Origin of the sequence: Clostridium aciditolerans, from assembly GCF_016316925.1 — a bacterium.
Taxonomy (GTDB): Bacteria; Bacillota; Clostridia; order Clostridiales; family Clostridiaceae; genus Clostridium_AM; species Clostridium_AM aciditolerans.
This window is the reverse complement of the sequence record NZ_JAEEGB010000009.1, coordinates 54264-78524: the sequence shown is the minus strand read 5'-3', so window position 1 is coordinate 78524 and position 24261 is coordinate 54264. Positions and strand designations below refer to the sequence as shown.

General features: G+C 32.0%; 25 protein-coding genes and 1 other annotated feature. Of the genes, 16 read left to right on the top strand and 9 right to left on the bottom strand.

Annotation, left to right across the window (positions count from 1 at the left end):
- Positions 1-2: 2 nt before the first annotated feature.
- The 7 genes from yqeC (at position 3) to I6U51_RS09265 (ending at position 6459) form a co-directional block, all read left to right on the top strand.
- Positions 3-737 (top strand): selenium cofactor biosynthesis protein YqeC, encoded by a 735-nt coding sequence (gene yqeC / locus I6U51_RS09295; RefSeq protein WP_211142385.1) that lies wholly within the window; start codon positions 3-5, stop codon positions 735-737.
- Between the two features lie 26 nt (positions 738-763).
- Complete coding sequence (gene mocA, locus I6U51_RS09290; protein ID WP_211142384.1) at positions 764-1363, top strand: molybdenum cofactor cytidylyltransferase; 600 nt, start codon at positions 764-766, stop codon at positions 1361-1363.
- A complete protein-coding gene (gene yqeB, locus I6U51_RS09285) occupies positions 1356-2204 on the top strand; it encodes a selenium-dependent molybdenum cofactor biosynthesis protein YqeB (RefSeq protein WP_211142383.1) in 849 nt (282 codons plus the stop codon). Before mocA ends, yqeB begins: the two co-directional genes overlap by 8 nt.
- On the top strand, positions 2173-2982 hold the full coding sequence (locus tag I6U51_RS09280) for an XdhC family protein (RefSeq protein ID WP_211142382.1): 810 nt from the start codon (positions 2173-2175) through the stop codon (positions 2980-2982). The genes yqeB and I6U51_RS09280 overlap by 32 nt, the downstream gene beginning before the upstream one ends.
- 66 nt (positions 2983-3048) lie before the next feature.
- The gene (moaA, locus tag I6U51_RS09275) at positions 3049-4020 is read left to right on the top strand and encodes a GTP 3',8-cyclase MoaA (RefSeq protein ID WP_211142381.1); all 972 of its coding nucleotides are present in this window, start codon (positions 3049-3051) and stop codon (positions 4018-4020) included.
- A gap of 71 nt (positions 4021-4091) precedes the next feature.
- Positions 4092-4469 (top strand): RidA family protein, encoded by a 378-nt coding sequence (locus I6U51_RS09270; RefSeq protein WP_178907253.1) that lies wholly within the window; start codon positions 4092-4094, stop codon positions 4467-4469.
- Positions 4470-4635: 166 nt separating this feature from the next.
- Positions 4636-6459, top strand: a complete 1824-nt coding sequence (locus I6U51_RS09265; protein WP_211142380.1) for a DUF4434 domain-containing protein — start codon at positions 4636-4638, stop codon at positions 6457-6459.
- Between the two features lie 41 nt (positions 6460-6500).
- Here the strand turns inward: I6U51_RS09265 and I6U51_RS09260 are convergent, their stop codons facing one another.
- Together I6U51_RS09260 and I6U51_RS09255 are read right to left on the bottom strand one after the other, a co-directional pair.
- On the bottom strand, positions 6501-7070 hold the full coding sequence (locus tag I6U51_RS09260) for an indolepyruvate oxidoreductase subunit beta (RefSeq protein ID WP_178907255.1): 570 nt from the start codon (positions 7068-7070) through the stop codon (positions 6501-6503).
- 12 nt (positions 7071-7082) lie between these two features.
- A complete protein-coding gene (locus tag I6U51_RS09255; protein WP_211142379.1) occupies positions 7083-8873 on the bottom strand; it encodes a thiamine pyrophosphate-dependent enzyme in 1791 nt (596 codons plus the stop codon).
- A 208-nt stretch (positions 8874-9081) separates the two neighbouring features.
- Here I6U51_RS09255 and I6U51_RS09250 point away from each other — a divergent pair, with 208 nt between their 5' ends.
- The 9 genes from I6U51_RS09250 (at position 9082) to I6U51_RS09210 (ending at position 17375) form a co-directional block, all read left to right on the top strand.
- On the top strand, positions 9082-9555 hold the full coding sequence (locus I6U51_RS09250; protein WP_211142378.1) for a methylated-DNA--[protein]-cysteine S-methyltransferase: 474 nt from the start codon (positions 9082-9084) through the stop codon (positions 9553-9555).
- A gap of 76 nt (positions 9556-9631) precedes the next feature.
- Positions 9632-9883, top strand: a binding site (T-box leader).
- A gap of 77 nt (positions 9884-9960) precedes the next feature.
- A complete protein-coding gene (gene asnS, locus I6U51_RS09245; RefSeq protein ID WP_211142377.1) occupies positions 9961-11352 on the top strand; it encodes an asparagine--tRNA ligase in 1392 nt (463 codons plus the stop codon).
- 248 nt (positions 11353-11600) lie between these two features.
- A complete protein-coding gene (locus I6U51_RS09240; protein WP_178907259.1) occupies positions 11601-11846 on the top strand; it encodes a TM1266 family iron-only hydrogenase system putative regulator in 246 nt (81 codons plus the stop codon).
- A gap of 18 nt (positions 11847-11864) precedes the next feature.
- Positions 11865-13055, top strand: a complete 1191-nt coding sequence (gene hydF, locus I6U51_RS09235; protein ID WP_211142376.1) for a [FeFe] hydrogenase H-cluster maturation GTPase HydF — start codon at positions 11865-11867, stop codon at positions 13053-13055.
- 271 nt (positions 13056-13326) lie between these two features.
- Complete coding sequence (locus I6U51_RS09230) at positions 13327-13812, top strand: dUTP diphosphatase (protein WP_211142375.1); 486 nt, start codon at positions 13327-13329, stop codon at positions 13810-13812.
- A gap of 100 nt (positions 13813-13912) precedes the next feature.
- Positions 13913-14344 carry a DMT family transporter gene (locus tag I6U51_RS09225; RefSeq protein ID WP_211142374.1) on the top strand — a complete coding sequence of 144 codons (432 nt, stop codon included), beginning with the start codon at positions 13913-13915 and terminating at the stop codon, positions 14342-14344.
- 198 nt (positions 14345-14542) lie between these two features.
- A complete protein-coding gene (locus I6U51_RS09220) occupies positions 14543-15433 on the top strand; it encodes a selenium metabolism-associated LysR family transcriptional regulator (protein WP_211142373.1) in 891 nt (296 codons plus the stop codon).
- Positions 15434-15535: 102 nt separating this feature from the next.
- A complete protein-coding gene (locus I6U51_RS09215) occupies positions 15536-16732 on the top strand; it encodes a S8 family serine peptidase (protein WP_211142372.1) in 1197 nt (398 codons plus the stop codon).
- 133 nt (positions 16733-16865) lie between these two features.
- Positions 16866-17375 (top strand): ferritin, encoded by a 510-nt coding sequence (locus I6U51_RS09210; RefSeq protein ID WP_211142371.1) that lies wholly within the window; start codon positions 16866-16868, stop codon positions 17373-17375.
- A 55-nt stretch (positions 17376-17430) separates the two neighbouring features.
- Here the strand turns inward: I6U51_RS09210 and I6U51_RS09205 are convergent, their stop codons facing one another.
- The 7 genes from I6U51_RS09205 to fabF all read right to left on the bottom strand — a co-directional run bounded on the left by I6U51_RS09205 (position 17431) and on the right by fabF (position 24239).
- Positions 17431-18378 (bottom strand): phosphoglycerate dehydrogenase, encoded by a 948-nt coding sequence (locus I6U51_RS09205; RefSeq protein ID WP_211142370.1) that lies wholly within the window; start codon positions 18376-18378, stop codon positions 17431-17433.
- 150 nt (positions 18379-18528) lie between these two features.
- Positions 18529-19374, bottom strand: coding sequence for an acetyl-CoA carboxylase carboxyltransferase subunit alpha (locus I6U51_RS09200; protein WP_211142369.1), 846 nt, complete (start codon positions 19372-19374; stop codon positions 18529-18531).
- 44 nt (positions 19375-19418) lie between these two features.
- A complete protein-coding gene (gene accD, locus I6U51_RS09195; RefSeq protein ID WP_211142368.1) occupies positions 19419-20294 on the bottom strand; it encodes an acetyl-CoA carboxylase, carboxyltransferase subunit beta in 876 nt (291 codons plus the stop codon).
- A gap of 119 nt (positions 20295-20413) precedes the next feature.
- Positions 20414-21760: an acetyl-CoA carboxylase biotin carboxylase subunit gene (locus tag I6U51_RS09190; RefSeq protein ID WP_211142367.1), complete on the bottom strand. Its 1347-nt coding sequence runs from the start codon at positions 21758-21760 to the stop codon at positions 20414-20416.
- Positions 21761-21848: 88 nt separating this feature from the next.
- On the bottom strand, positions 21849-22295 hold the full coding sequence (fabZ, locus tag I6U51_RS09185; protein ID WP_178907270.1) for a 3-hydroxyacyl-ACP dehydratase FabZ: 447 nt from the start codon (positions 22293-22295) through the stop codon (positions 21849-21851).
- A 182-nt stretch (positions 22296-22477) separates the two neighbouring features.
- Positions 22478-22999 (bottom strand): acetyl-CoA carboxylase biotin carboxyl carrier protein, encoded by a 522-nt coding sequence (accB, locus tag I6U51_RS09180; protein WP_211142366.1) that lies wholly within the window; start codon positions 22997-22999, stop codon positions 22478-22480.
- A 1-nt stretch (position 23000) separates the two neighbouring features.
- Complete coding sequence (gene fabF, locus I6U51_RS09175; protein WP_211142365.1) at positions 23001-24239, bottom strand: beta-ketoacyl-ACP synthase II; 1239 nt, start codon at positions 24237-24239, stop codon at positions 23001-23003.
- Positions 24240-24261 lie beyond the last annotated feature (22 nt).

Sequence of the window (24261 nt, the reverse complement as noted above, 5' to 3'; positions counted from 1 at the left end):
GTATGAAATTAAAAGAATTACTAGATTTAAAGAAAGAATGTATAGTTTCTATTGTAGGAGCTGGAGGCAAAACCTCTCTTATGTTCAATTTAGCTGAAGAGCTAAAAGAAGAAAGCAAAGTATTAGTAACAACAACTACTAAAATATTTCTTCCAAATAAAAATCAATATGATTATATGTGTCTAGATAAAAAAAATTATGGATACTATAGCCAAGTTAACAACAAAGGTATTTACATTTTTGGTAATTCCTTAAACGAGGCTGGTAAAGTTGTTGGTTTAGATAGTAACACTATAGAAACGATTTCTAAATCTTTTAATTATACGTTAATAGAGGCAGATGGATCTAAGATGAAACCTATCAAGGGGTGGAATATTAATGAACCTGTAATATGCAAAAAAACAAATAAAACAATTGGAATATTAGATATAAAAACAATAGGCAAAAGGATTAATGATACTAACGTTCATAGGCTTGAAGAATTTTTAAAATTGACAAATTCAACAATAAATGAACCTATAAATATGCAGCATCTTATTTCTTTAATACTTCATCCAAATGGATTATTTAAGAATGCCTTAGGAGAAAAAATACTTTTCATTAACAAAATTGAAAATGCTGATGAATTACTAATAGCAAATAAGCTTTTGGAGGCCCTGCTAGAAAATAGCAATATTTGCTTCAACAAAGTAATTATAGGAAGCTTACTGAGTAAAAAATATCAATTAGCTTTTTAGCTGTAACTGGCTTAGGAGGATACTAAATGATTAATGCTATTATTTTGGCAGCAGGTTATAGCAAAAGAATGGGTGAGAATAAACTTTCCTTAAACCTTAATGGACAGTCTATAATTGAACATGTTATGGATTCAGTGTTATCTTATAATTTTAATGATATCGTTTTAATTGGGAGAGATGAAAATGTATTAAAATTGTCCCAAAAAAGAGGCATTAAAACTATTTTTAATGATAAAGCCATTTATGGTCAAAGTGAATCAATTAAACTTGGAATTATTAACTCTTGTGATACTGATGGTTATATGTTCTTCACTGGTGATCAACCTTTTATAGATACAGATACAATAAGACTTTTAAATTATGCCTTTTATAAATACAAGCATTCAATTATAGTTCCTACTTTTGATTCCAGAAGAGGTTCTCCCGTCATCTTTCCTAAAAGGTTTAAAGATGAATTACTATGTCTTCAAGGTGATACTGGCGGTCGAATAATAATAGATAAATACAAGAATGATGTGCGTTTTATAAAGCTAAATAGTCAATTACCTTTACTTGATATTGATACACCAGAAGATTATAAAAATATATTAACTATAATAAATAGAAGGACGGTTAGATATGTTTAATGAACTTGTAATTGTTAGAGGCGGAGGGGATATAGCCTCAGGAACAATCCAAAAACTACACAGAAGTGGATTTAAAGTTCTAATACTAGAAGTATCAACTCCTACCTCAATAAGAAGAACTGTTTGTTTCAGCGAAGCCATATATGAAGGACAAATCACAATAGAAGGTATTACTTCCATTTATGCATGCAATGTTAAAGAAGTTAAGAAAGCATGGTTAGAAAATAAAATACCAGTGGTTGTAGATCCAAATGGCCTATATATAGATGTTTTTAAACCTCAAATTGTAGTTGATGCGATTTTAGCAAAAAAGAACTTAGGTACTACTATGGATATGGCTGATATAACTATTGCCTTAGGACCAGGCTTTGAGGCTGGAAAAGATGTACATGCTGTAATTGAAACTATGAGGGGCCATAATTTAGGAAGAGTGATATTAGAAGGCTGCGCTAAAAAAAATACTGGAGTCCCTGGTAATATAATGGGCTACTCAAAAGAAAGAGTAATATATAGCCCTTGTGCTGGCATTATTAGAAACGTTCGGAACATTGGTGATATAGTTGAAGTCAATGATATAATAGCTTATGTAGACGATATGGAAGTTAAAGCTAGTATAAATGGACTACTGAGAGGAATTATAAGGAATGGAAGTAATATAACTGCAAAATTTAAAATAGCAGATATTGATCCAAGAGCTACGGAAAAGGAAAATTGTTACACAATTTCAGATAAGGCAAGAAGCATTGGCGGCGGAGTATTAGAAGCTATACTATACTTAAAAAATAATAAAAATTATGGAGTGTGTGGCTATGGACGAAAAGATATTAAAAGAAGTATATGAGAGTTTACGCAGTGGTGAAAGAGTTGCCCTAGCCACTATAACAGATTCATTAGGATCTGCTCCAAGAAAAACAGGATCTACCATGGCAGTATGGAAAGATGGCAGAATATTAGGTTCTATTGGAGGAGGTATAGTTGAGCATAAGGTCATTCTTAAAGCTATAGAATGTATTGACCAAGGCGATGATAGTAATTTTGAATATATATTAAATGAAAAAGGTGGTCTAGATGCACAGTGTGGTGGTCAGGTTAAAGGTTTTATAAAAGTTTTTAATCCCAGTCCTAAACTACTTATAGCTGGTGCTGGTCATATAGGTCAACAACTTCATAAATTAGGGAAAATATTAGGCTTTTATACAGTGATTTTTGATGATAGGGAAGAATTTGCAAATAGCACAGTGTTTGATGATGCAGATGAGATTATTATAGGCAACATAGGCGATACTTTATCTAAATATAAATTTGATGAAAATACTTACGTAACCATAGTTACAAAAGGCCATAGATCCGATAGTGACGCGCTTATGGCCTCAGTATCTAAGGGCGCTGCCTATGTTGGAATGATTGGAAGTACTAAAAAAATACTTTTCATTATGCAAAACTTAATGAATGCTGGAGTTCCTAAGGAGGAGTTACAAAAGGTGTTTACTCCAATGGGGCTAAATATAGCTTCAGAAAAACCTGAGGAAATAGCGCTTGGTATTTTAAGCGAGATATTGCTTATTAAAAATAAAGGTTCATTAGATCATTTAAAGAATTTAAAAAATATAAATATTTAATTATGTTTAAGTATAACAGTGCTTTGCTTGTTGCAACTAATATAGATATAAAAGGAGGTGGATATAGTGCTAGATAACTGTGGGAGAAATATAAACTATCTTAGAATTTCAGTAACAGATAGATGTAATCTAAGATGCATATATTGTATGCCGAATAAAGGGATAAAGTTTATGCCTGAATCCAACCTGCTGAAGCTTGATGAGATTCATAGAATCGTCAAATTGACCTCCGAGCTAGGTATATCGAAGATAAGAATAACTGGAGGAGAACCTCTTGTAAGAGAAGGTATTGTGGATCTTATAAAGGATATAAAATCTTTACCTAACATAAATGAAGTCTGTATTACTACTAATGGAATACTTTTAGCTCAGCATCTAACCTCTCTAATTAAAGCTGGCCTCGATAGAGTCAATATTAGCTTAGATACTCTGAAAGAAGATGTATACAGTAATATAACTCGTGGTGGTGATCTAAAGAGCGTAATTAATTCTTTAAATTTTGCTGTAGATAATGGTCTAAAGGTTAAAATAAATACTGTCATTATGGAGGGTTTTAATAGCAATGAAATTATGGATTTTGTTGCTATTACAGAAAACAATCCTATAGATGTTAGGTTTATAGAACTTATGCCTATAGGTGAAGGTAAAAATTTTAAATCTATATCCACTCAACAGCTAAAAGATATTATTTCAAAAAATTCTTCTTTGACAACCTGTGATAGTATAACTAACCATGAAGGCCCTGCTTCATATTTCAAAACTGAAAAAGGAATAGGAAAAATAGGATTTATAAGTGCTATGAGTCATTCCTTTTGCGAAAACTGTAATAGAATTCGCCTAACCTCTGAAGGTTTTTTAAAACAATGTCTTCATTGGAATTCAGGAACAGATTTAAGGAGTCTAATTAGAAATGATATAACTGATGCTGAATTAAAAGAAGTAATTAAGAGGGATATTTTTAATAAACCTATAAGACATAAATTTAATGATAATGATAATAACTCCGACAATAGATTAATGTATCAAATCGGAGGCTAACGTTTACCCTCATAAAGTAATTATTACTTTATGATTTATTTAATAAAACAATTTACAGGAGGATTAACAACATGGAAAAAAAGATAATAAGCACAACAAATGCTCCAGGAGCAGTAGGACCTTATTCTCAAGCAGTTAAAGTTGGGAATTTAGTATTTACATCAGGACAACTCCCATTAGATCCAGTAACTGGAGAATTAATTGGAGACGTTAAAAAAGCTACAGAAAAATCATTAGAAAATGTAAAGGCTATTCTTGAAGAAGCAGGAACATCTTTAGATAAAGTTATTAAAACAACTGTTTTCGTAAAGAATATGAGTGATTTCGCTGCTGTTAACGAAGTTTATGCAAAGTATTTCCAAAAAGATATGCCTGCAAGATCATGCGTGCAAGTAGTACTTCCAAAAGATGCTTTAGTTGAAATAGAAGTAATAGCATTAGCTGAATAATAACATAAAAAGAGTGAACGGAATGTTCACTCTTTTTATGTTATATTATTAAATATATGTATAATTTAAATAGCTTAAATTTGAGTTATTGTCTACAAACGCTTATAATTTATTATAGCATTTACTTACTATGATAATTATGTAGAAAGGAACTTTGTAAATAATTATGTTAAATAGAAAAGCAATGATAAAGTTAGGCTCTATAGTATTTATTATTGGCATATTTATATTTATCTATTTTAATAGTCCAATTAAGTCTTATAAAAATTCCCCAATAGCAGATGGAACTTTCATTCAATTAGATCTTGCTCAAAATTGGGATGATTCAAAATGGAAAAGCGAGCTTCAATACTTGAAGCAAAATAAAATGCACTTTCTTATTATTACTGGTGTTTCTTTCTCTAGTGGAAGTGAAACAAAATCTGTTTATAACAGCACCATACCTGGATTTACAAAAATTTATGGACAAACAGACCCTATTGAGCTTTGTTTAAAAAATGCTGAGGAGTTAGGAATAAAAGTTTTCGTAGACACTTACTTTAACAGTGATTGGTGGCAGAAATCTGGTGATGACCCGGAGTGGCTTTATGGGCAAATGCAAAAAATAAATCAAGTATCTGATGAACTATATGTTAAGTACCACTCTAAATATCCAAAGGCCTTTTATGGTTGGTACTTTCCATACGAAGTAGACAACGCTAAGTTTGCCAATACTAATCAGTTTGCTGTTTTATCTAATGCATTAAATATTAACCTAAGACATTTAAAAGATAAAAATGAACGTCTACCTATTTTGCTATCTCCTTTTATGAATTCCTCTTGTAGTACTCCTAAAGAATATGCTGATAACTGGTCATACTTATTTGCGCATACGGACCTAACAAAAGGCGATATTTTCTGTGTTCAAGATTCTGTTGGAAGTGGACGTATAAGCATTGATGAATCTAATTCTTGGTTTACCGCTCTCAAGAAGGCTGTAGATACCAAACCTGGTCTTTCATTTTGGGCGAATGTTGAAACTTTTGATTATGTAAATAATTCAACTGCTCCATTAAATCGTTTTATTAAACAATTAAAGTTAGTAAGTCCTTGCGTTGATAACATAGTCTGTTTTTCTTATAGTCATTACTATAGTCCTAACAATATTAACAATGGTTTTCAAAATGCTTATTACAAGTATGTGAAAAATGGGGTTCTTCCATCTAATAAACCTGACAAGCCTCAAAACTTAACCGTAGAAACTATAAATAAAAATGAATTTGCTCTTTCATGGATTGAACCTAAAAATACTAAGAATATCTGCGGATATAATGTATATCGTAATGGAACGCTAATTTTCAGCACAATATCACAAAGAAAATATGGCGGAGACTTAAAAGGCCTTTACATGAGTTATACGGACAGACCTCTTTTGGAAAGCAGTATAACCTCATATAGCTATGAGGTAAAATCCTTTGACTTTTCAGGAAATCTTTCTGATGCTTCTAATTCTATTAAAGTTAGTACAAACCCTGATAAGCCTTTAGCTAAGTTGCTTTCCACAAACTGTACTTATACAACTTTTCCTGCACCAGATTATACTTATGGTGATACAAATTCTAAAAAACTTACAGATGGAATCTATTCAAGTATAAACTCTAACAAAGATAAATCTTTTGTAGGTTGGTATAATGATCCTATTGATATTACTATAGATTTAGGTAAAATAACAGATACACAGCAATTTGCGGTGAACTACTTAAGAGAACCAATTCCTTGGGTTCAGTTGCCTTCTAAAGCATCAATTGCGGTTTCTAGTGATGGGATAAACTTTCAGCCGGTAGGTCTTTTAAGAATTCCTACAATCCCATTTTCAGAACGCAGTGGTTCTAAATATAAAATATACTTAACCTTAGATAAAACAATACCCGCAAGGTTTATAAGACTTTCATCCTTTACAACTCCTTTCACTTACACATTTATAGATGAATTTGAAGTACGAAGCAATTAAATACAGGGGTATGTCAACATAGATTGACATACCCCTATACATTAAGCTCTACCTTGCTTAAATGCTTTTATATTTACATCTATGGTGCTTTTAGGCACATTATCTTTAATTACTTCAATCCAACTTTCCTCTTTAAAAGGCAAAAGTTTTGATAAGCATCCTAATAGTACTATATTCGCAGTCTTTATATTCCCTGAATCTTTTGCTATTTTATTAGCCTCTATAGGAATTACATCTAGACCTTTACTCTTAACTTTGTCTTCTATATTCTCAGGATATTCTTCTTTTTCAATTAACACCCTGTTAGGGAATATTACCTCATCATTTATTATAACCTTAGCTCCATTTCTTAAGCTTTTTACCCATCTTAGTCCTTCAAGCTTTTCCATAGCTACCAATATGTCACCTTCACCTTTTGGTATGATTGGGGAATAAACTTTTTCACCAAACCTTACACTTCCCCAAACCATCCCCCCTCTCTGAGAAAGCCCAATCACGTCACTAGTTCTAATATCGTATCCTTCTCTAAAAGCAGTTTCAGCTAATATCTTAGTTGCAACAACAAGTCCTTGACCTCCAACTCCACTAATCAATATATTTGTTATACTCATGACTATCCCCCCTTAACTATTTGCCTCTGAGCTTCTTTTTATAGCTCCTACTGGACATACCTGTGAACAAACAGAACACCCTACACACATATCCGGATTGATATAAGAATTTTTCTTATCCTTACCTGGATATTGTTTCATGGATATTGGCGGACAGTTAGTTCTAATACAACTCCTACAGCTTATACATATATTTTCATCAACGTAGAAGTGAGGTTGTTTTATTTTAAAGTTTAAAGCACATGGTCTAGTTGTAACAATTACGGATAATCCTTCTCTTTTCATTGCAGCATGTATTGCTTCTTTAGTTTCCTTATATTTAAACTGATCTACTATTGTAACATCCTCTATTCCAAAAGCTTTTAATACTTCTGGGATACTTATACTATAGCTATCTCTATCTTTAAAATAATCTCCAGTTGTAAATGTCTCTTGACCTCCAGTCATCGCAGTGGTTCTATTATCCATTACAATAACAGTAATATTCTCTTTAGTTTTCGCTAGTTGAAGCATTCCTGTCATTCCAGAGTGAAAAAAGGTTCCATCACCAATCGTAGCAACTATTGGCTTTTTCTTCCCTGACCTATTCTGAGCTACTGCAACTCCTAAAGCATTTCCTAAGGAAGCTCCCATACTTATATTAGTTTTATGAACCTCAAAAGGCTCTAATATACCAAGTGAGTAGCAGCCTATATCGCCCATAACAGTGGCATTAGCCATTTTTAAAATGTGAAATATTGGTCTATGAGGACATCCTGAACATAACATAGGTGTTCTTGATGGAATTTCTTCAGGCTCAACATCTGTTTCGTTAACATCTGTTTTTGATATAATGTCTAACTTTTCTAAGCCTTTTCGTATTTCATCTATTGTAAGCTCCCCGGTAAATGAAAAATATTCTTTACCCTTAACCTCTATTTCATTTATTTTTAAAGCTTCCTCTATATATGGCATGAGCTCTTCAATTACAATTATTTGTCTATACTTATTGCTTAAATTTTTAATTTTTTCTATAGGTAATGGCCATACCATTGCAAGCTTTAGAATGGAAGCTTTAACATTTAACTCCTTCAAACACTCGTAAGGCATACCACTGCTAACAATTAAGGTATCTGAACCTTCAACTTCATCTAATGTATTTAAATCTAGTTCATTATTAAATACTTTAAGTTTTTCTATTCTTTCCTTCATAAAGTATTGCTGTTTATTAGCATGCGGAGGAAGCATACAATACCTTGATTGTTCTGCAACAAATCCTTCTATTTCCTTCTCTTCTCTATCAGATAGTTCTACAATTCCTCTACAGTGGCACAGCCTGCTAGTCATCTTTAATAATACAGGAGTATTAAATCTTTCACTGACATTAAGGCCAATCTTTACAAAATCTTTAGCTTCTTGCGGATTAGATGGCTCAAATACAGGTATATTAGCATACTTTGCCCAAAACCTACTATCTTGTTCATTTTGTGAACTTGTAAGTCCAGGATCATCACCTACTACTAATATAAATCCTCCCTTAGTCTTTATTTGTGTAAATGTCATGAATGGATCTGCCGCTATGTTTATACCAACATGCTTCATAGATACCATGCTTCTAGCTCCAGCAAAGCTTCCTCCCATGGCTACTTCAAATGCAACCTTTTCATTTGTTCCCCATTCACAGTAAACTTCGGGATAGTTCTTTAAAGACTCTAGTATCTCTACTGTCGGTGATCCCGGATAACTTGAGGCTACTACACCTCCCGCTTCCCAAAATCCTCTGCTTATTGCTTGATTACCTGTTAAAACAACTTTTTTATTCAATAATAACACCCCCATTTAATTTATGCTCATTATGTAAATATATATTACTATAATACAATTGAAAAATATTCCTTATGCAATAATATTTATTATTTTATCATAATTATTATTGATTATCAATAAAATATTTTAAACTAATGTAGACAATTACATTGTCCTTATTATAAACTATTAATATAGAAAATTTATTTTGATTTAGGTGAACATTATGGATAAAATCTATACTTCGTATTACAAGTCTCCTATTGGTACTATAGAACTTAAGGGCAATAATGATGGTGTTATTTCCTTATACTTTATAGAAGAAGACGTAACATCTTTTGAAACTCCTAATTGTTTAGTTGAATGTGTTAATCAACTTGATGAATATTTTAAAGGTGTTAGAAAGAATTTTTCACTAAAACTAAATATCAGTGGAACTGAATTTAGAAAAAAGGTATGGAATAAACTTCAAGATATACCTTATGGAGAAACATGCTCCTATTTAGATATAGCCAAAGCTATAGAAAATGAAAAAGCTGTAAGAGCTGTAGGTGGTGCTAACCATAATAATAAAATAAGTATAATTATTCCTTGTCACAGGGTCATCGGAAGTTCTGGGAATTTAACTGGATATGGTGGCGGGCTATGGAGAAAGGATTGGCTGTTAAAACATGAGAAAAAATTTAAAGATGTAAAATAACGAGCTAATAATTATTGACATATAATTTTATAACTATTATAATTTTAAGATAAAATATTATCATTTTAACATAATATCTAAAACTATGATGAGAAAAGTACATATAGAACTTATTTAAAGCGAGTTGATGATGGTGAAAGATCAATAATCAAGTCTGTGTGGAAGAACATCTCTGAGTTTCTAACCGAAATTTAAGTAAAAGTAGGCTTAGAGGTATCCAATACCTTATAATTGGTAAGCATAAAATCATTTATTTTTTGCTTTTAAAGTTGGTCATATTTATGACAAATTGGGTGGTACCGCGGAACTTAAGCCTTTCGTCCCTTTGTGGATGAAGGGCTTTTATATTTATACATATTTGGGTAAAATATCATAATATGATAAAAAATAAGGAGGATTTATAAAATGGAAGTAACATTAGTTAAACAACTTTACAGAGAATGTGAAAAATTTGCTGATAAAGATGTAAAAATTTCAGGATGGGTTAGAACAGTAAGGGATTCTAAAACATTTGGCTTCGTTGAGATAAACGATGGAAGCTTCTTTAAAAATGTACAAATAGTTGTTGAAGATAGTTTAGATAACTTTAAGGAGATCACTAAGCTTCCTATTAGTACATCATTAGCTGTAGAAGGTACAGTAGTTCTTACACCAGATTCAAAACAACCTTTTGAAATAAAAGCAAAAAAAATATCAATAGAGGGAACTTCTTCTTCAGACTATCCTCTACAAAAGAAAAGACATACTCTTGAGTACTTAAGAACTATAGCACATTTAAGACCTAGAAGTAATACATTTTCAGCTGTGTTTAGAGTTCGTTCAATAGCTGCTTATGCAGTTCATAAGTTCTTCCAAGAACAAGGTTTTGTATATGCTAACACTCCAATAATCACAGGAAGTGACTGTGAAGGTGCTGGAGAAATGTTTAGATTAACTACATTAGATATGCAAAATGTTCCAAAGGATGATAAAGGAAATATAGATTTTTCTCAAGACTTCTTTGGAAGAGAGACTAATCTTACTGTAAGTGGTCAATTATCTGCAGAGTGTATGGCTCTTGCTTTTAGAAATGTTTATACCTTTGGACCAACATTCAGAGCAGAAAATTCAAACACAGCAAGACATGCTGCTGAGTTCTGGATGATTGAACCTGAAATGGCTTTTGCTGAATTAAAAGATTATATGGATGTAGCTGAAGGTCTTGTTAAATATGTTATAAAATACGTATTAGCAAATGCACCTGAAGAAATGGAGTTCTTTAGTTCATTCGTCGATAAAGGATTAATGGATAGATTAAATAATGTTGCTAATTCTGATTTCGGAAGAATAACTTATACTGAAGCTGTTGATATTCTTGAAAAATGTGGTGAACAATTCCAATATCCAGTTGAATGGGGAATTGATCTACAAACAGAACATGAAAGATACTTAACTGAAAAAGTATTTAAAAAGCCAATATTCGTTACAGATTATCCAAAGGATATCAAAGCATTCTATATGAGATTAAATGAAGATGGAAAAACTGTTGCTGCAGCAGACTTATTAGTACCTGGAGTTGGCGAAATCGTTGGTGGAAGCCAAAGAGAAGAACGTCTTGATGTTCTTGAAAAGAGAATTGAAGAAATGGGTCTAAATAAGCAAGATTATTGGTGGTATTTAGAACTAAGAAAATATGGAGAAACTAAACATTCAGGTTTTGGTCTTGGATTTGAAAGAATTCTAATGTATATTACAGGAATATCTAATATAAGAGACGTAATTCCATTCCCAAGAACAACCGGATCAGCTGAATTCTAATATATAAAAAATATGCGACATAAAAAACTGTGTCGCATATTTTTTTATTATTTGACATGTTTATTATATAAAATTATAATTAAGATAATTAATCTGATTTAATGGAATACTCCGTTATTTTAGATTTTTGAAATTTAAAATTTTATTTGACCTAATTGCAAGGATTTTTCTAAGCAAAAGGGAAGGAGGGATACTTAGTAAATATCTTTGGCCTTTTGCCAAAGTTTTTTTGTTTTGGAGGTAAAGCTATGGAAAAAAGAATAGGCGTTGTTGGTATTGTAATAGAAAATCTCGAAAGCGCTTCAAAAGTTAATGATATATTACATTATCATGCAGAGATTATAGTTGGAAGGTTAGGAATTCCATACAGAGAAAAAAATCTATCTGTTATTTCACTAATAGTAGATGGCACATCGGATGAAATAAGTGCTATGACAGGAAAACTCGGAAAAATTGATGGCGTAAACGTAAAATCAGCAATAACTAAAAAATAAAATTTTAGGAGGATAATTATGCAAGATACACCTAAAGCTAATAGGCTTCATATAGCTATTTTCGGTAGAAGAAATGCGGGCAAATCTAGTTTAATAAACTCTTTAACTGGTCAAGATATTGCTCTCGTATCAAACCTTGCGGGAACAACTACTGATCCTGTATATAAGGCTATGGAACTTTTACCAATAGGTCCTGTTGTAATTATAGATACGGCAGGTCTTGACGACACAGGTGAGATAGGAGAACTTAGAGTAAAGAAAACAAAAGACGTCATGGAAAAAACGGATTTAGCTTTGTTAGTTTTTACACCTGACTCCTCTGATTTTTCACTTGAATGTGAATGGTTTGAAGAACTTAAAGAAAGAAAAATTCCTATCATAGGCGTTATAAATAAAATAGACCTAGTTGACATGACTGTTGAAGACTTAAAAAGCACTTTTGATATACCTTTTGTAAAGGTTAGTGCAAAGGATAAAAAGAACATAGGAAAACTAAAAGAATTTATACAAGTTAATGCTCCTATTGATTTTGAAAAATCAACTATAGTAGGAGATATATTAAAAGCTAAGGATAAAGTAATCGTGGTTGCTCCCCAAGATATTCAAGCTCCTAAAGGAAGGCTTATTCTTCCTCAAGTGCAGGTAATTAGGGATATACTTGATAATGATGCTTTGGCACTTACAGTTAAGGATTCTGAACTTATTGATATTCTTCAATCCTTAAACACAAAACCAGATTTAGTAATTACTGATTCTCAAGTATTTAAGAAAGTAAATGAAATAATACCTGGTGATGTTCCTTTAACTTCTTTTTCTATACTTATGGCTAGGTATAAAGGGGATTTGGACATATTAATTAAAGGTGCAAAGGCCATTGATAACTTAAAGCCTAATGATAAGGTTCTAATCGCAGAAGCTTGCACCCACCATGCTCTTAAAAATGACATTGGAAGAGAAAAACTTCCTAATTGGCTTAAAGAAAGAGTTGGCGGAGAGTTAAATATAACAGTAAATGCAGGTGTAGATTTCCCAGAGGATTTATCTGACTATAAGCTTATAATTCATTGTGGGGCTTGTATGTTTAATAGAAAACAGTTTATGTCTAGACTTATAAGAGCCTCAGAGCAAGGTATACCTATAACTAATTATGGGACAGCTATTGCTCACATCAATGGTATCCTTGATAGAGTGACCAAAATATTTTATTAATAATATTTAAGAATTAATTTATTATTAAAAAGCAGAAATTTACCAATCATAAATTTGGTATTTCTGCTTTTATTTTTAATATATAATAACATAATAATAGTCAAGTAATAAATTTTTTAAAATTTTTAAAAAAATTTCATGTAACCGATTACGTATTATTTCAATATTTAACGTTTTTCGTTAAAATATATAGGTAGGAATAAGCCATTATTAAAAATTTTTTATTTCGATTATATTTAATTATAAGGATATGGAAAGGCGGCCTTATTATATGAATTTCTCAAAACTATTTAAATTGCAAGAAAACCTAGATAATCGTATTTTACAACAGAGGGGACTTGATAATAAATCTTTAACTTCAAAGAAAATATTAGCCTTACAGGTAGAAATAGCTGAGCTTGCAAATGAAACACGATGTTTTAAGTTTTGGAGCGACAAGGGACCTTCAAATAAAAGTATTATTTTAGAGGAATATGTTGATTGCCTTCACTTTATATTAACGCTGGGTCTTGAGAAACAATTTAATGCTATTGAAGTGGAAATCAGAGATCTTCAATATGACATTACTGCACAATTTTTAAATCTTTATGTAGATATAAACGACTTTATAGTTTCTTCTTCTAGAGACCATTACTTAACTCTGTTTGAAGACTTTTTAAGTCTCGGTAAAAGCTTAGGATTTTCTATTGATGAGATTGAAGAAGCTTATATTGAAAAAAATTCTATTAACCATAAAAGACAGATTGAAGGATATTAAAATAAAAAGTCTATGATTTTATATCATAGGCTTTTTGCTTTATTTCATTAATAATAAGTACATACTATGGTTAAACTAGTTTTGGGAAGGTGATAATTAAATGCTTGGTATAATAACTTCATTAATAGCCGGAATATGTATGAGTTTTCAGGGAGTTTTCAATACACGTCTCTCTGAAAAAGTAGGTTTATGGGAAACTAACGTTATAGTTCAGGCAAGTGGACTATTATTGACAGTAATAGCAGTACTTATCTTCGGAACTGGTGGTTTTAAAAACATAAAGAATTGTAATAAACTTTATCTCTTAGGTGGAGCTTTGGGAGTTATAATAATATATACTGTTATGCAGGGGATTAAATCTCTTGGACCAACTTGCTCAATTTCAATTATTCTTGTTGCACAACTTACTTCTGCTGCTATAATTGACGCTTTTGGTCTTTTTGACTCTACTCAAGTCAAGTTTGGAATGACCAAAATTATCGGAGTTATAATAATGATAGTAGGTATACTAATATTTAAATATAAGTGTTAATAAATCAAGGCTGATATGAATCTTCAGCCTTATTTTATTGTTAAAAACCTTTATAAATAATTTTCATTTAATACTGAATCATGCAGCTTAAGAATTATTTATTAGACTATTTAACAATATACATATATAATATATTGTGGTTGTTAAATTTATGTTATTATTTTAATAGAGAATATTTTATCTTTGGGGGGTAATTTAATGGATTTTAAGCAAATAGAAGCCTTTATAAATGTAGCAAAATTTAAAAGTTTTTCTAAAGCAGCAAATTCTAGTTTTTTATCACAACCAGCAATTAGTTCTCATATAGCAAGTCTTGAAAAAGAGTTAAGTATTCAGCTTTTTGATAGGACTTCTAAGGAAGTTCTTCTTACACCTGCTGGAGAATCATTTTTAAAATATGCTATAGATATATTAAATACCCGTGATAAAGCAATATCACATCTAGCAAACTTCAACGGAAATATTAGCGGGAAACTTAAATTAGCTGCTAGTACTACACCCTGCAATACCATTCTTCCTGCCTTACTCAGGCAGTTTCATTTGTTATACCCTGAAGTATCTTTTGATATAGTAGAAAATAATTCTGGTGAAATTATTGAAAATATTATCAAATTTGATTACGAGTTAGGTATGGTTGGAGAGCCAATTAATGATGAAAAGGTTAAAAGTTATGAACTTATACAAGATGATCTAGTGGTAATATCCTCTCCTGAATTAGATGTTCCGGATACAATTAGTGTAGATTCTCTTCTTAAATATACATTCATAATGCGTGAGGAAGGTTCTGCTACACGTAGAACTTTTGAAGAGGCTATTCAAAAACATGGACTTGGCATCTCTGCTATAGACGTATGTTTTGAAGTAAATAACTTAGATGCAATATTTCAATGCGTAAAAGAGGGGCTCGGAATATCTGTAGTTTCAAAGCAGATTTCTAAGAACTATTCTAGCATTGGACTTATAAAAGAGAGTTCCATACAAGACCTCTCCTTAAAAAGATCTATTTACCTAGTTGTAAGTTCTAAGAGAACTCTTACTCCAACTGCTAAAGCTTTTTTTAAGATGTGTAAGGATCAGTTTAAATTTTAATAATAATCTTTATTATGCTCCTAAAAATTAATTTTATCTTAGCACATATATTGTAATTTAATATTATAATATATAATGTAATTAATTTTTAAGGAGCTTTAAATGTTTTCTATTAAAAATAAATTAGATCCTGATTTGAGGATGGCTATAGATAAAAAATATTATAAGAGCTATAGAGTACTTATTTATTGCAAACACCTACCAGAAGTTATAGAAAAGAAAATTAAATCCTATAAAGGCAACTTAATTCATTTCATTCCTTTTATAAATTGTATATGCGCAATTCTCTCTCCAAATGCTATAGATAGAATATTAGAATTTCCTCAGGTAAGCTATATCACTTTTGATAGTCTAGCGCTGTTATGCGGAAAAGGCGTACTAGCCTCCAATGGCGTAGTATTCCAAGAACGATATAAACTTACAGGTAAAAATATATGTGTAGGTATAGTAGATAGTGGTGTTTATCCTCACCCGGACCTCTTAAATCCTAAGAATAAAATTAAGGGTTTCATTGATTTGGTAAACAACCTTAAATATCCTTATGATGATAATGGCCATGGAACTTTTATGAGCGGAATAATATGTGGTACTGGCCACTTATCTAAAGGAGTATATAAAGGTGTGGCAGAAAATGGTTCCATATATTCAATTAAAGCCTTTAACAGCATAGGAAAAGGGTATGTATCTAATATACTATTTTCAATACAAACTTTGATTGAAAATAGCACTGAATATAATATAAAAGTTATATATCTTCCTTTTGAATTGGCTTCAATCAATTATTTTGTCATATCACTATTTTCCAAAATGTTCGACATAGCCATAAAAAATAATGTAACTATAGTTGTTCCATCAGGGCATAATGGAAATTCTGAAGGTAGTATTTCTGGTATTGCAACTTTGGAAAATTGTATTACCGTAGGAGGTGTCGACACTACTAATAATTCGATAAAGCCATACAAGTATTCCTCCTCTGGTCCTTTTGCCAAATTAGAAAAACCAGATTTGTCAGCGTCTGCTGTTGATATATGCTCTCTTAATTCAAATACTAAGTATATCTCAGAAAAAAACGGGATGAAGCTATATCCTCAGGCTTTGGAAAGTCCTTACACTCACTACAGTGGTACATCTTGTGCTGCAGCCTATGTCAGTGGGATTTGTGCACTTTTATATGAAAATAACCCTGAGCTAAGTTTTAAAGATTTAATTTCACTGTTAAAAGTATCTTGCAATCTCAAAGATATGTCCAAGTGGATTCAAGGAGCAGGCACTATTGACTTAAACAAATTACTTCCTTAACAAGTCAAATATTAATTACAAAATCATTAAATTTACAAAAACATATTCAAAAAACACTTAACATATGTTAATATATTCTAAAAACTTAGTTAATTTATGTAACTTTGTAAATATAAACTTAGGAGGTAATATTATGTTAAGTGATAAACTTATGAATGCCATAAATGATCAAATAAACTATGAATTATATTCTGCTAATGTTTACCTTGCAATGCAAGCATATTTTGCATCAAATGATTTAGATGGATTTGCTAATTTTTTCAAAGTTCAAATCCAAGAGGAGACTTTTCATGCGAACAAATTTTTTGATTACCTAAGTCAAATGGGTGGTAGAGTAATTATTAGTGCTATGCCTGCTCCTCAAAGTGATTTTGAATCCGTATTGCATGTATTTAAGGAAGCTTTAGCTCATGAAAGAACAGTTACTCAAAGAGTCTATAATCTAATGGATATTGCTACTGAAGAAAGGGAGCATGCAACTATAAGTTTACTTAAGTGGTTTATAGATGAGCAAGTAGAAGAGGAGACTAACTTTGGAGGTATTGTAAAAAGACTTGAAAGAATGGGTGAAGATTCTGCAGCTCTTTATATGCTTGATGCTGAATTAGCATCAAGGGTATTCACTCCTCCAACTAATGCATAATTTAAATTTAAAACATAAAAAGTAAGGCAGATAATCATAGTTATCTGCCTTATTTTTAATAACCTTTATTTATATCTATTATATTAACTAGTTTTTCATTTTTCATATATCTTTTCATATTATCATATATCATATTAAATCTTCGAATATTCCTCATTTCAGATATCCATGAATTATGAGGTGTTATAATTACATTTTCTAAGTTCCATAAAGGGCTGTCCGGGTGCAGTGGCTCATCTTCCACTACGTCTAAGGCTGCACCATAAATTTTACCTTCATGGATGCTTTTTATTAGGTCTTTTTCATTTATTATAGAACCTCTGGCTACATTTATAATGCATACACCTTTCTTCATACATCTGAACTTTTCATCATCTATTAAGTGATGTGTCTCTCTTGTATATGGAATTGTAACAACAACTATATCGCTAGCGGACAGCATTTCATTTATATCTTTTAATCCATAGCATTTATCAAAGTGATGAACCTGCCTTCCAGCAGTATTTAATCCTAAAATTTTTACATCAAAACCTGATAATCTTTTTGCCGCTTCTTCAGCAATACTTCCTGTTCCTATAAAACCTATGGTCTTTCCACAAAGTTCCAAAATAGTAGAATCCATTTTCCACAGTTTGTTCTTTTGATTTTCATATAATCTATGGCTGTGTTTTAAAAGCTCTAATATTTTTAGTACAATCCATTCCCCCATTGGTACGCTGTATCCGCCTCTATTATTAGTTATTATAACATTGCTAGTTTTTACATAATCCAATGGTAATTGATCTATTCCTGCACTAGATAATTGAATCCACTTCAGCATTTTCATTTTGCTTATATCTAGAGTTTCAAATGGATTATAACATACTAAAACTTCTGTATCCTTTAGTAATTCACTATAAACAGCATTTTTTTCGTTTATAGTTATAATGTCATATCCTAAGCTCTTAATTTTATTCATATTTTCTTGTCCATAGTCATAAGTAAATAATGCTTTTATGGTCATTTTACTCCACCTCGATTTACCTATAAATATAAGGTAGCCTTTAGTACTAAAGGCTACCTTATATTTATGTTATATATTATATTTTATCATCGCAACCACTTAATTACAATATTTACCTATAACTTGTGAAAATAATAAGTTAAGTATCTATTATTCTATATACTTACCCATAGCTCTAAATTTATTATATCTATTTTCTACAAGCTCTTCTAATGGTTGTTTTTTTAACATATTAAAAGATTCTATTAGCTCCTTTTTTATCAATGCAGACATTTTATCTACATCCTTATGAGCTCCTCCATTAGGTTCCTTAAGTACCCTGTCAATAATTCCATACTCTTTTAAATCTTTTGCTGTTATCTTCATAATTTCAGCAGCTTCTTTAGCTCGAGAAGCATCTTTCCACAGTATGCTTGCAAATCCTTCAGGAGATAGTATTGAGTATACAGCATTTTCTAGCATCCACACTTCATCTGAAACAGCAAAGGCTAATGCACCACCGCTGCCGCCTTCTCCTATAACTAGGGAAATAATAGGAGTTTTTAAGCTTGACATTTCTAAAAGATTTCTTGCAATAGCTTCTCCCTGTCCTCTTTCCTCTGCTCCTGTGCCACAAAATGCACCTTGAGTGTCCACAAGACATAGAATAGGCCTATTGAACTTTTCCGCCTGTTTCATAAGTCTTAAACCTTTTCTATAACCTTCTGGGTGAGGCGATCCAAAATTTCTCTTTATTTTTTCTGCGGTATTTCTTCCCTTTTGATGCGCTATTATAGTTATAGGTTCACCATTTAATAAAGCTATTCCGCCAACAACAGCTGAATCATCGCTAAAATATCTATCTCCATGAAACTCTATAAAAGAGCCAAATATTTTCTCTATATAATCAAGAGCAGTAGGTCTTTCAACCATTCTTGCTAGAGATACTCTTTCCCATGCAGTTTTATTATCAAGTTTTTGAGTTATTATTTTCTGTACCTTTTCTAACTTTTCCATATGAGCAGCTTCCTTTCTTTAGAAATATAAATATGCCCAAATACTTATACGTTTCTATTGTGAATTACAAGTATTTTCTTTAGTACACCTTTTAATTCATTTCTAGAAACTATTTTATCTATAAAACCATGCTCTAATAGAAATTCAGCCCTTTGAAAACCTTCAGGTAGCTTTTGTCTTATAGTTTGCTCTATAACTCTTTTACCTGCAAATCCAATTAATGCACCTGGTTCAGACAAAATTATATCCCCAAGCATAGCAAAACTTGCAGTAACTCCACCTGTAGTAGGATCTGTAAGTACAGTAATGTATAGTAGTCCTTCTTTATCAAGCTTACCTAGTGCAGCACTTACCTTAGCCATCTGCATAAGTGAGAACATACCTTCCTGCATTCTTGCACCACCAGAAGTTGTGAAAATAATTATTGGTAATTTTAACTCAATAGCTTTCTCCACAGCTCTAGTAATTTTCTCTCCTACTACAGATCCCATACTTCCCATCATGAAGTGGCTATCCATTACACAAATAACTACATTTTCATTACCAATGCATCCTCTTCCAGTTACCACAGCCTCATTCATGTCTGTATTTTCTCTCATCTTTTTTACTTTTTCTTCGTATCCGTTGAACTCTATAGGATTATCAGAAATCATATTTTTATCGAATTCTTCAAAAGTATCCTTATCTATTATAAATTCTATTCTCTCTCTTGCTGTCATTCTAAAGTGGTGATTACATTGGCTGCACACTTTATTATTTTCTTCTAAGTCATTATTATATATTATTTTACCACAACTATCACATTTTACCCACATACCATTAGGAATGCTAGGCTTCTGTTCTAAAGTATCTTCAGCTTTTCTTAATGCTTGTTGACTAACAGTAATGTATTTAGTTTTCTTGAAGAGATTATTCAACAAGTTAGCTCACCTCCAGTCAAATTCACAAGGATATTAATATGAAACTCCTCTTCATAAACTCTGAGGAGTACTCGCTGAGTAAGCGACCATATCAAAATCTAAAGATTTTGGTTCTCTGCTTACGAAATATTAAATCTGTTTTCAATAAATCTAGTATCATAATTACCGTTTATGAATTCTTCGCAATTTATAAGCTCAAATTGAAAATCTATATTTGTACGAACTCCATCAATTATAAATTCTCCTAAAGCTCTTCTCATTTTTTTGATAGCCTCTTCTCTATCCTTTCCATGTACGATGAGTTTAGCTATCATTGAATCATAATATGGAGGTATTACATATCCTGAGTATACCGCACTGTCAACTCTAACATTAAACCCTCCTGGTACATACATATCTTTTACTTTACCTGGACATGGCATAAACCCTCTGCTAGCATCTTCAGCATTTATTCTGCATTCGATAGCATGCCCATTAATCCTTATGTCTTCCTGTAAAAAGCTTAATTTTTCACCTGCTGCAATTTTTATTTGTTCTTTTATCAAATCTATTCCTGTAACCATTTCTGTTATAGGATGTTCTACTTGTATACGGGTATTCATTTCCATAAAGTAATAATTTCCGTTTTTATCCAATAAAAACTCTATGGTACCTGCATTATTATAATTTACTGCCTTAGCTGCTCTTACCGCAGTTTCTCCCATAGATTTTCTAAGCTCTTCTGTCATAATAGGGCTTGGTGCTTCTTCTAAAACTTTTTGATTTCTTCTTTGCATGGAGCAATCTCGCTCTCCTAAATATACGATATTACCAAAGCTATCTCCTAAAACCTGAATTTCAACATGTCTTGGTTTCTCTATAAACTTTTCCATATATATTGTTTCGTCTCCAAAGGCTGCTTTTGCTTCCGCTCTAGCATTTTCGTAAGCCTTTATAAGTTCACTTTGTTCGTAGACTACTCTTATACCTCTTCCGCCGCCACCTGCAGATGCCTTAATCATAACAGGGTATCCAATTTCTTCTGCAAGTCTTAATAGCTCATCTTCGCCCTCAACAGCACCATTAGATCCAGGAACTACAGGTACTCCTGATTTAGTCATGATATCTCTTGCATTAGACTTGTTACCCATATTTTCAATACATTCTGGATCAGGCCCTATAAAGGTAATGTTACATTCCTTACACATCCTAGCAAATTTACTATTCTCAGATAAAAATCCAAATCCCGGATGAATAGCCTGCGCTCCTGATAACACAGTAGCACTTATTATATTTTGTATATTTAAATAGCTGTCTTTTGCAGCAGCTGGGCCGATACAGATAGCTTCGTCTGCCATTTGAGTATGCAGAGCATCTTTATCAGCTTCTGAATAAACAGCTACTGTCTCAATTCCCATCTCTCTGCATGCTCTTATTACTCTGACAGCTATTTCTCCTCTATTTGCAATTAATATTTTATTAAACACTTTTAAAAATCCACTCCCAATACTCTAGTTTTTTACTATATGGGTAGATATTTTAACAAACCCATATAGTAATTTTACCACACTTAAACTAGCCTATCATAAACATTATTTCTGCTTCTGCAGCCTTTTTATCTTCTACATAGGCTGTTGCCTTACCTATACCCGCTGGTCCTTTAATTTTTACAATTTCTACTTCTAATTTTAAAACATCTCCTGGTACTACTTTTTTTCTAAATTTAGCCTTATTTATTCCTCCAAAGAATGCTATTTTACCTTTAAAACTATCCTGACTCAAAATAGCTACTGCACCAGCCTGTGCTAACGCTTCTATAATTAGCACCCCTGGCATAACAGGCTCAGCTGGAAAATGGCCTTGAAAAAAGTATTCGTTCATAGTTACATTTTTATATGCTATAACCTTTTTTCCTGGTTCCATATATGTCACTTTATCTATTAATAAAAATGGATATCTATGAGGAATAATCTCTTGTATTTCCTTTACTCCAAGATTTACATTGAACTCTTCCTGTTCCATCATTTTTCCTCCTTTTAGTCGGAACACTGGGTGATTTTGCTTGTTTTCCTTCGGGTACTGGGTAACTTAAGATTTTCGCTTCCGCTCACAAGTTACCCGTAAAAGTTCATTTAGAACTTTTACCTAGCAAAATTACCCGTTAAAGTCCATTTAGGACTTTAACCTCCTAGCAATATATTAATCTATTTATTTACTCTTATTTTAAACATAGACTGGCCATATTCAACCATTTGAGTATTCTCAACTAGAACTTCTACCACTTCTCCATCTACTTCGCTTTGAATCTCATTCATAAGCTTCATAGCCTCTATGATACATAGTGTGTCACCCTTTTTTACTTTTGAACCAACCTTTACAAAGGATGGCTTATCTGGGCTTGGAGAACTATAGAAAGTTCCAACTATAGGTGATGCTACCTTTTCTATATTTTCATCATCGATTTTTATTTTTTCTTCCTCTTTAACTTCTTCTACAGCTACTTTAACAGGCTCTTTTACTTCTGCTACTATTTCAGCCTTATTGCTTTCTTCTACAACATTACTAACTTCTTTTTCAGTATTTTCATTTGTTATTATTGTTTTGTGGAAATCAGGTTCTCCCTGCTTTCTCATTATTATAGAAATACCTTCCCAGTTAACCTCTAAGTATCCTAACTTAGAGTTATCAACAGTTTTTATCATTTCTTCAATTGCTTTAAAATCCATATTACTCACTCCACTTTTTTAATAAAATTACTGCATTATGTCCACCAAAACCAAGGGAATTAGACATAGCATATTTAAGCTCTGCAGCTCTACCTTCATTTGGAACATAATCAAGGTCACATTCCTCATCTGGTACCTTATATCCAGCTGTTGGTGGAATAAATCCTTCTTCTAAAGCCTTAACACATGCTATAGCCTCTATAGCACCCGCTGCACCTAATAAGTGTCCTGTCATAGACTTAGTAGAACTTATAGGTATATTTTTAGCATCTTCTCCAAATACTCTCTTTATTGCATTAGTTTCAAATTTATCATTAACTGGAGTACTAGTTCCATGAGCATTTATATAAGATACTTCTTCTTTATTTATTCCTGCCTCATTGATAGCAATCTCCATAGCTCTTGCAGCACCTTCTCCTTCTGGATCTGGAGAAGTTATATGATAAGCATCACAAGTTGATCCATATCCAACTACTTCAGCATATATAGTTGCCCCTCTTTTTTGAGCATGTTCTAGAGATTCTAGTATTAATATCCCAGCACCTTCACCCATTATAAAACCATCTCTCTCCTTATCAAAAGGAATAGATGCTCTTTTAGGGTCATCACTTTTTGATAAAGCAGTTAAAGATGTAAATCCTGCTACTGATAACGGCGTAATTGAAGCTTCTGTTCCTCCAGCTATCATTACATCAGCTAAATCATTTTTTATAGCATGGAACGCTTCACCTACACAATTTGTTCCTGTAGCACAAGCTGTTACTACGTTAGTACATATTCCCTTTGCACCAAATCTAATTGCTATATTTCCAGCTGCCATATTACTTATAATCATAGGTATGAACAATGGTTGAACTCTACCAGGGCCTTTTTCTAAAAGCTTTGTTTGTTCTTTTTCTATAATTCCTATACCACCAATTCCTGAACCAACAATAACTCCGAATCTTTCTTTCGGCATATTTTCTATATCTAACTTAGAATCTTCTACTGCCTGAACTGCTGAAGCTATTGCAAATTGGCAAAATACATCCATTCTTTTGGCTTCTTTTTTATCAAGATATTTTAATGGATCAAAGTCCTTAACTTCTGCTGCTAATTTTACTTTAAAATTTTCTGTATCAAATGCTTTTATAAAATCTATGCCTGGCACTCCATTTTTTATATTGTTCCAGAATGCTTCAGTATCATTTCCTACTGGAGTTACAGCACCTAGTCCCGTTATTACAACTCTTTTTGTCATTATAAGTTCACCAACCTTTAAC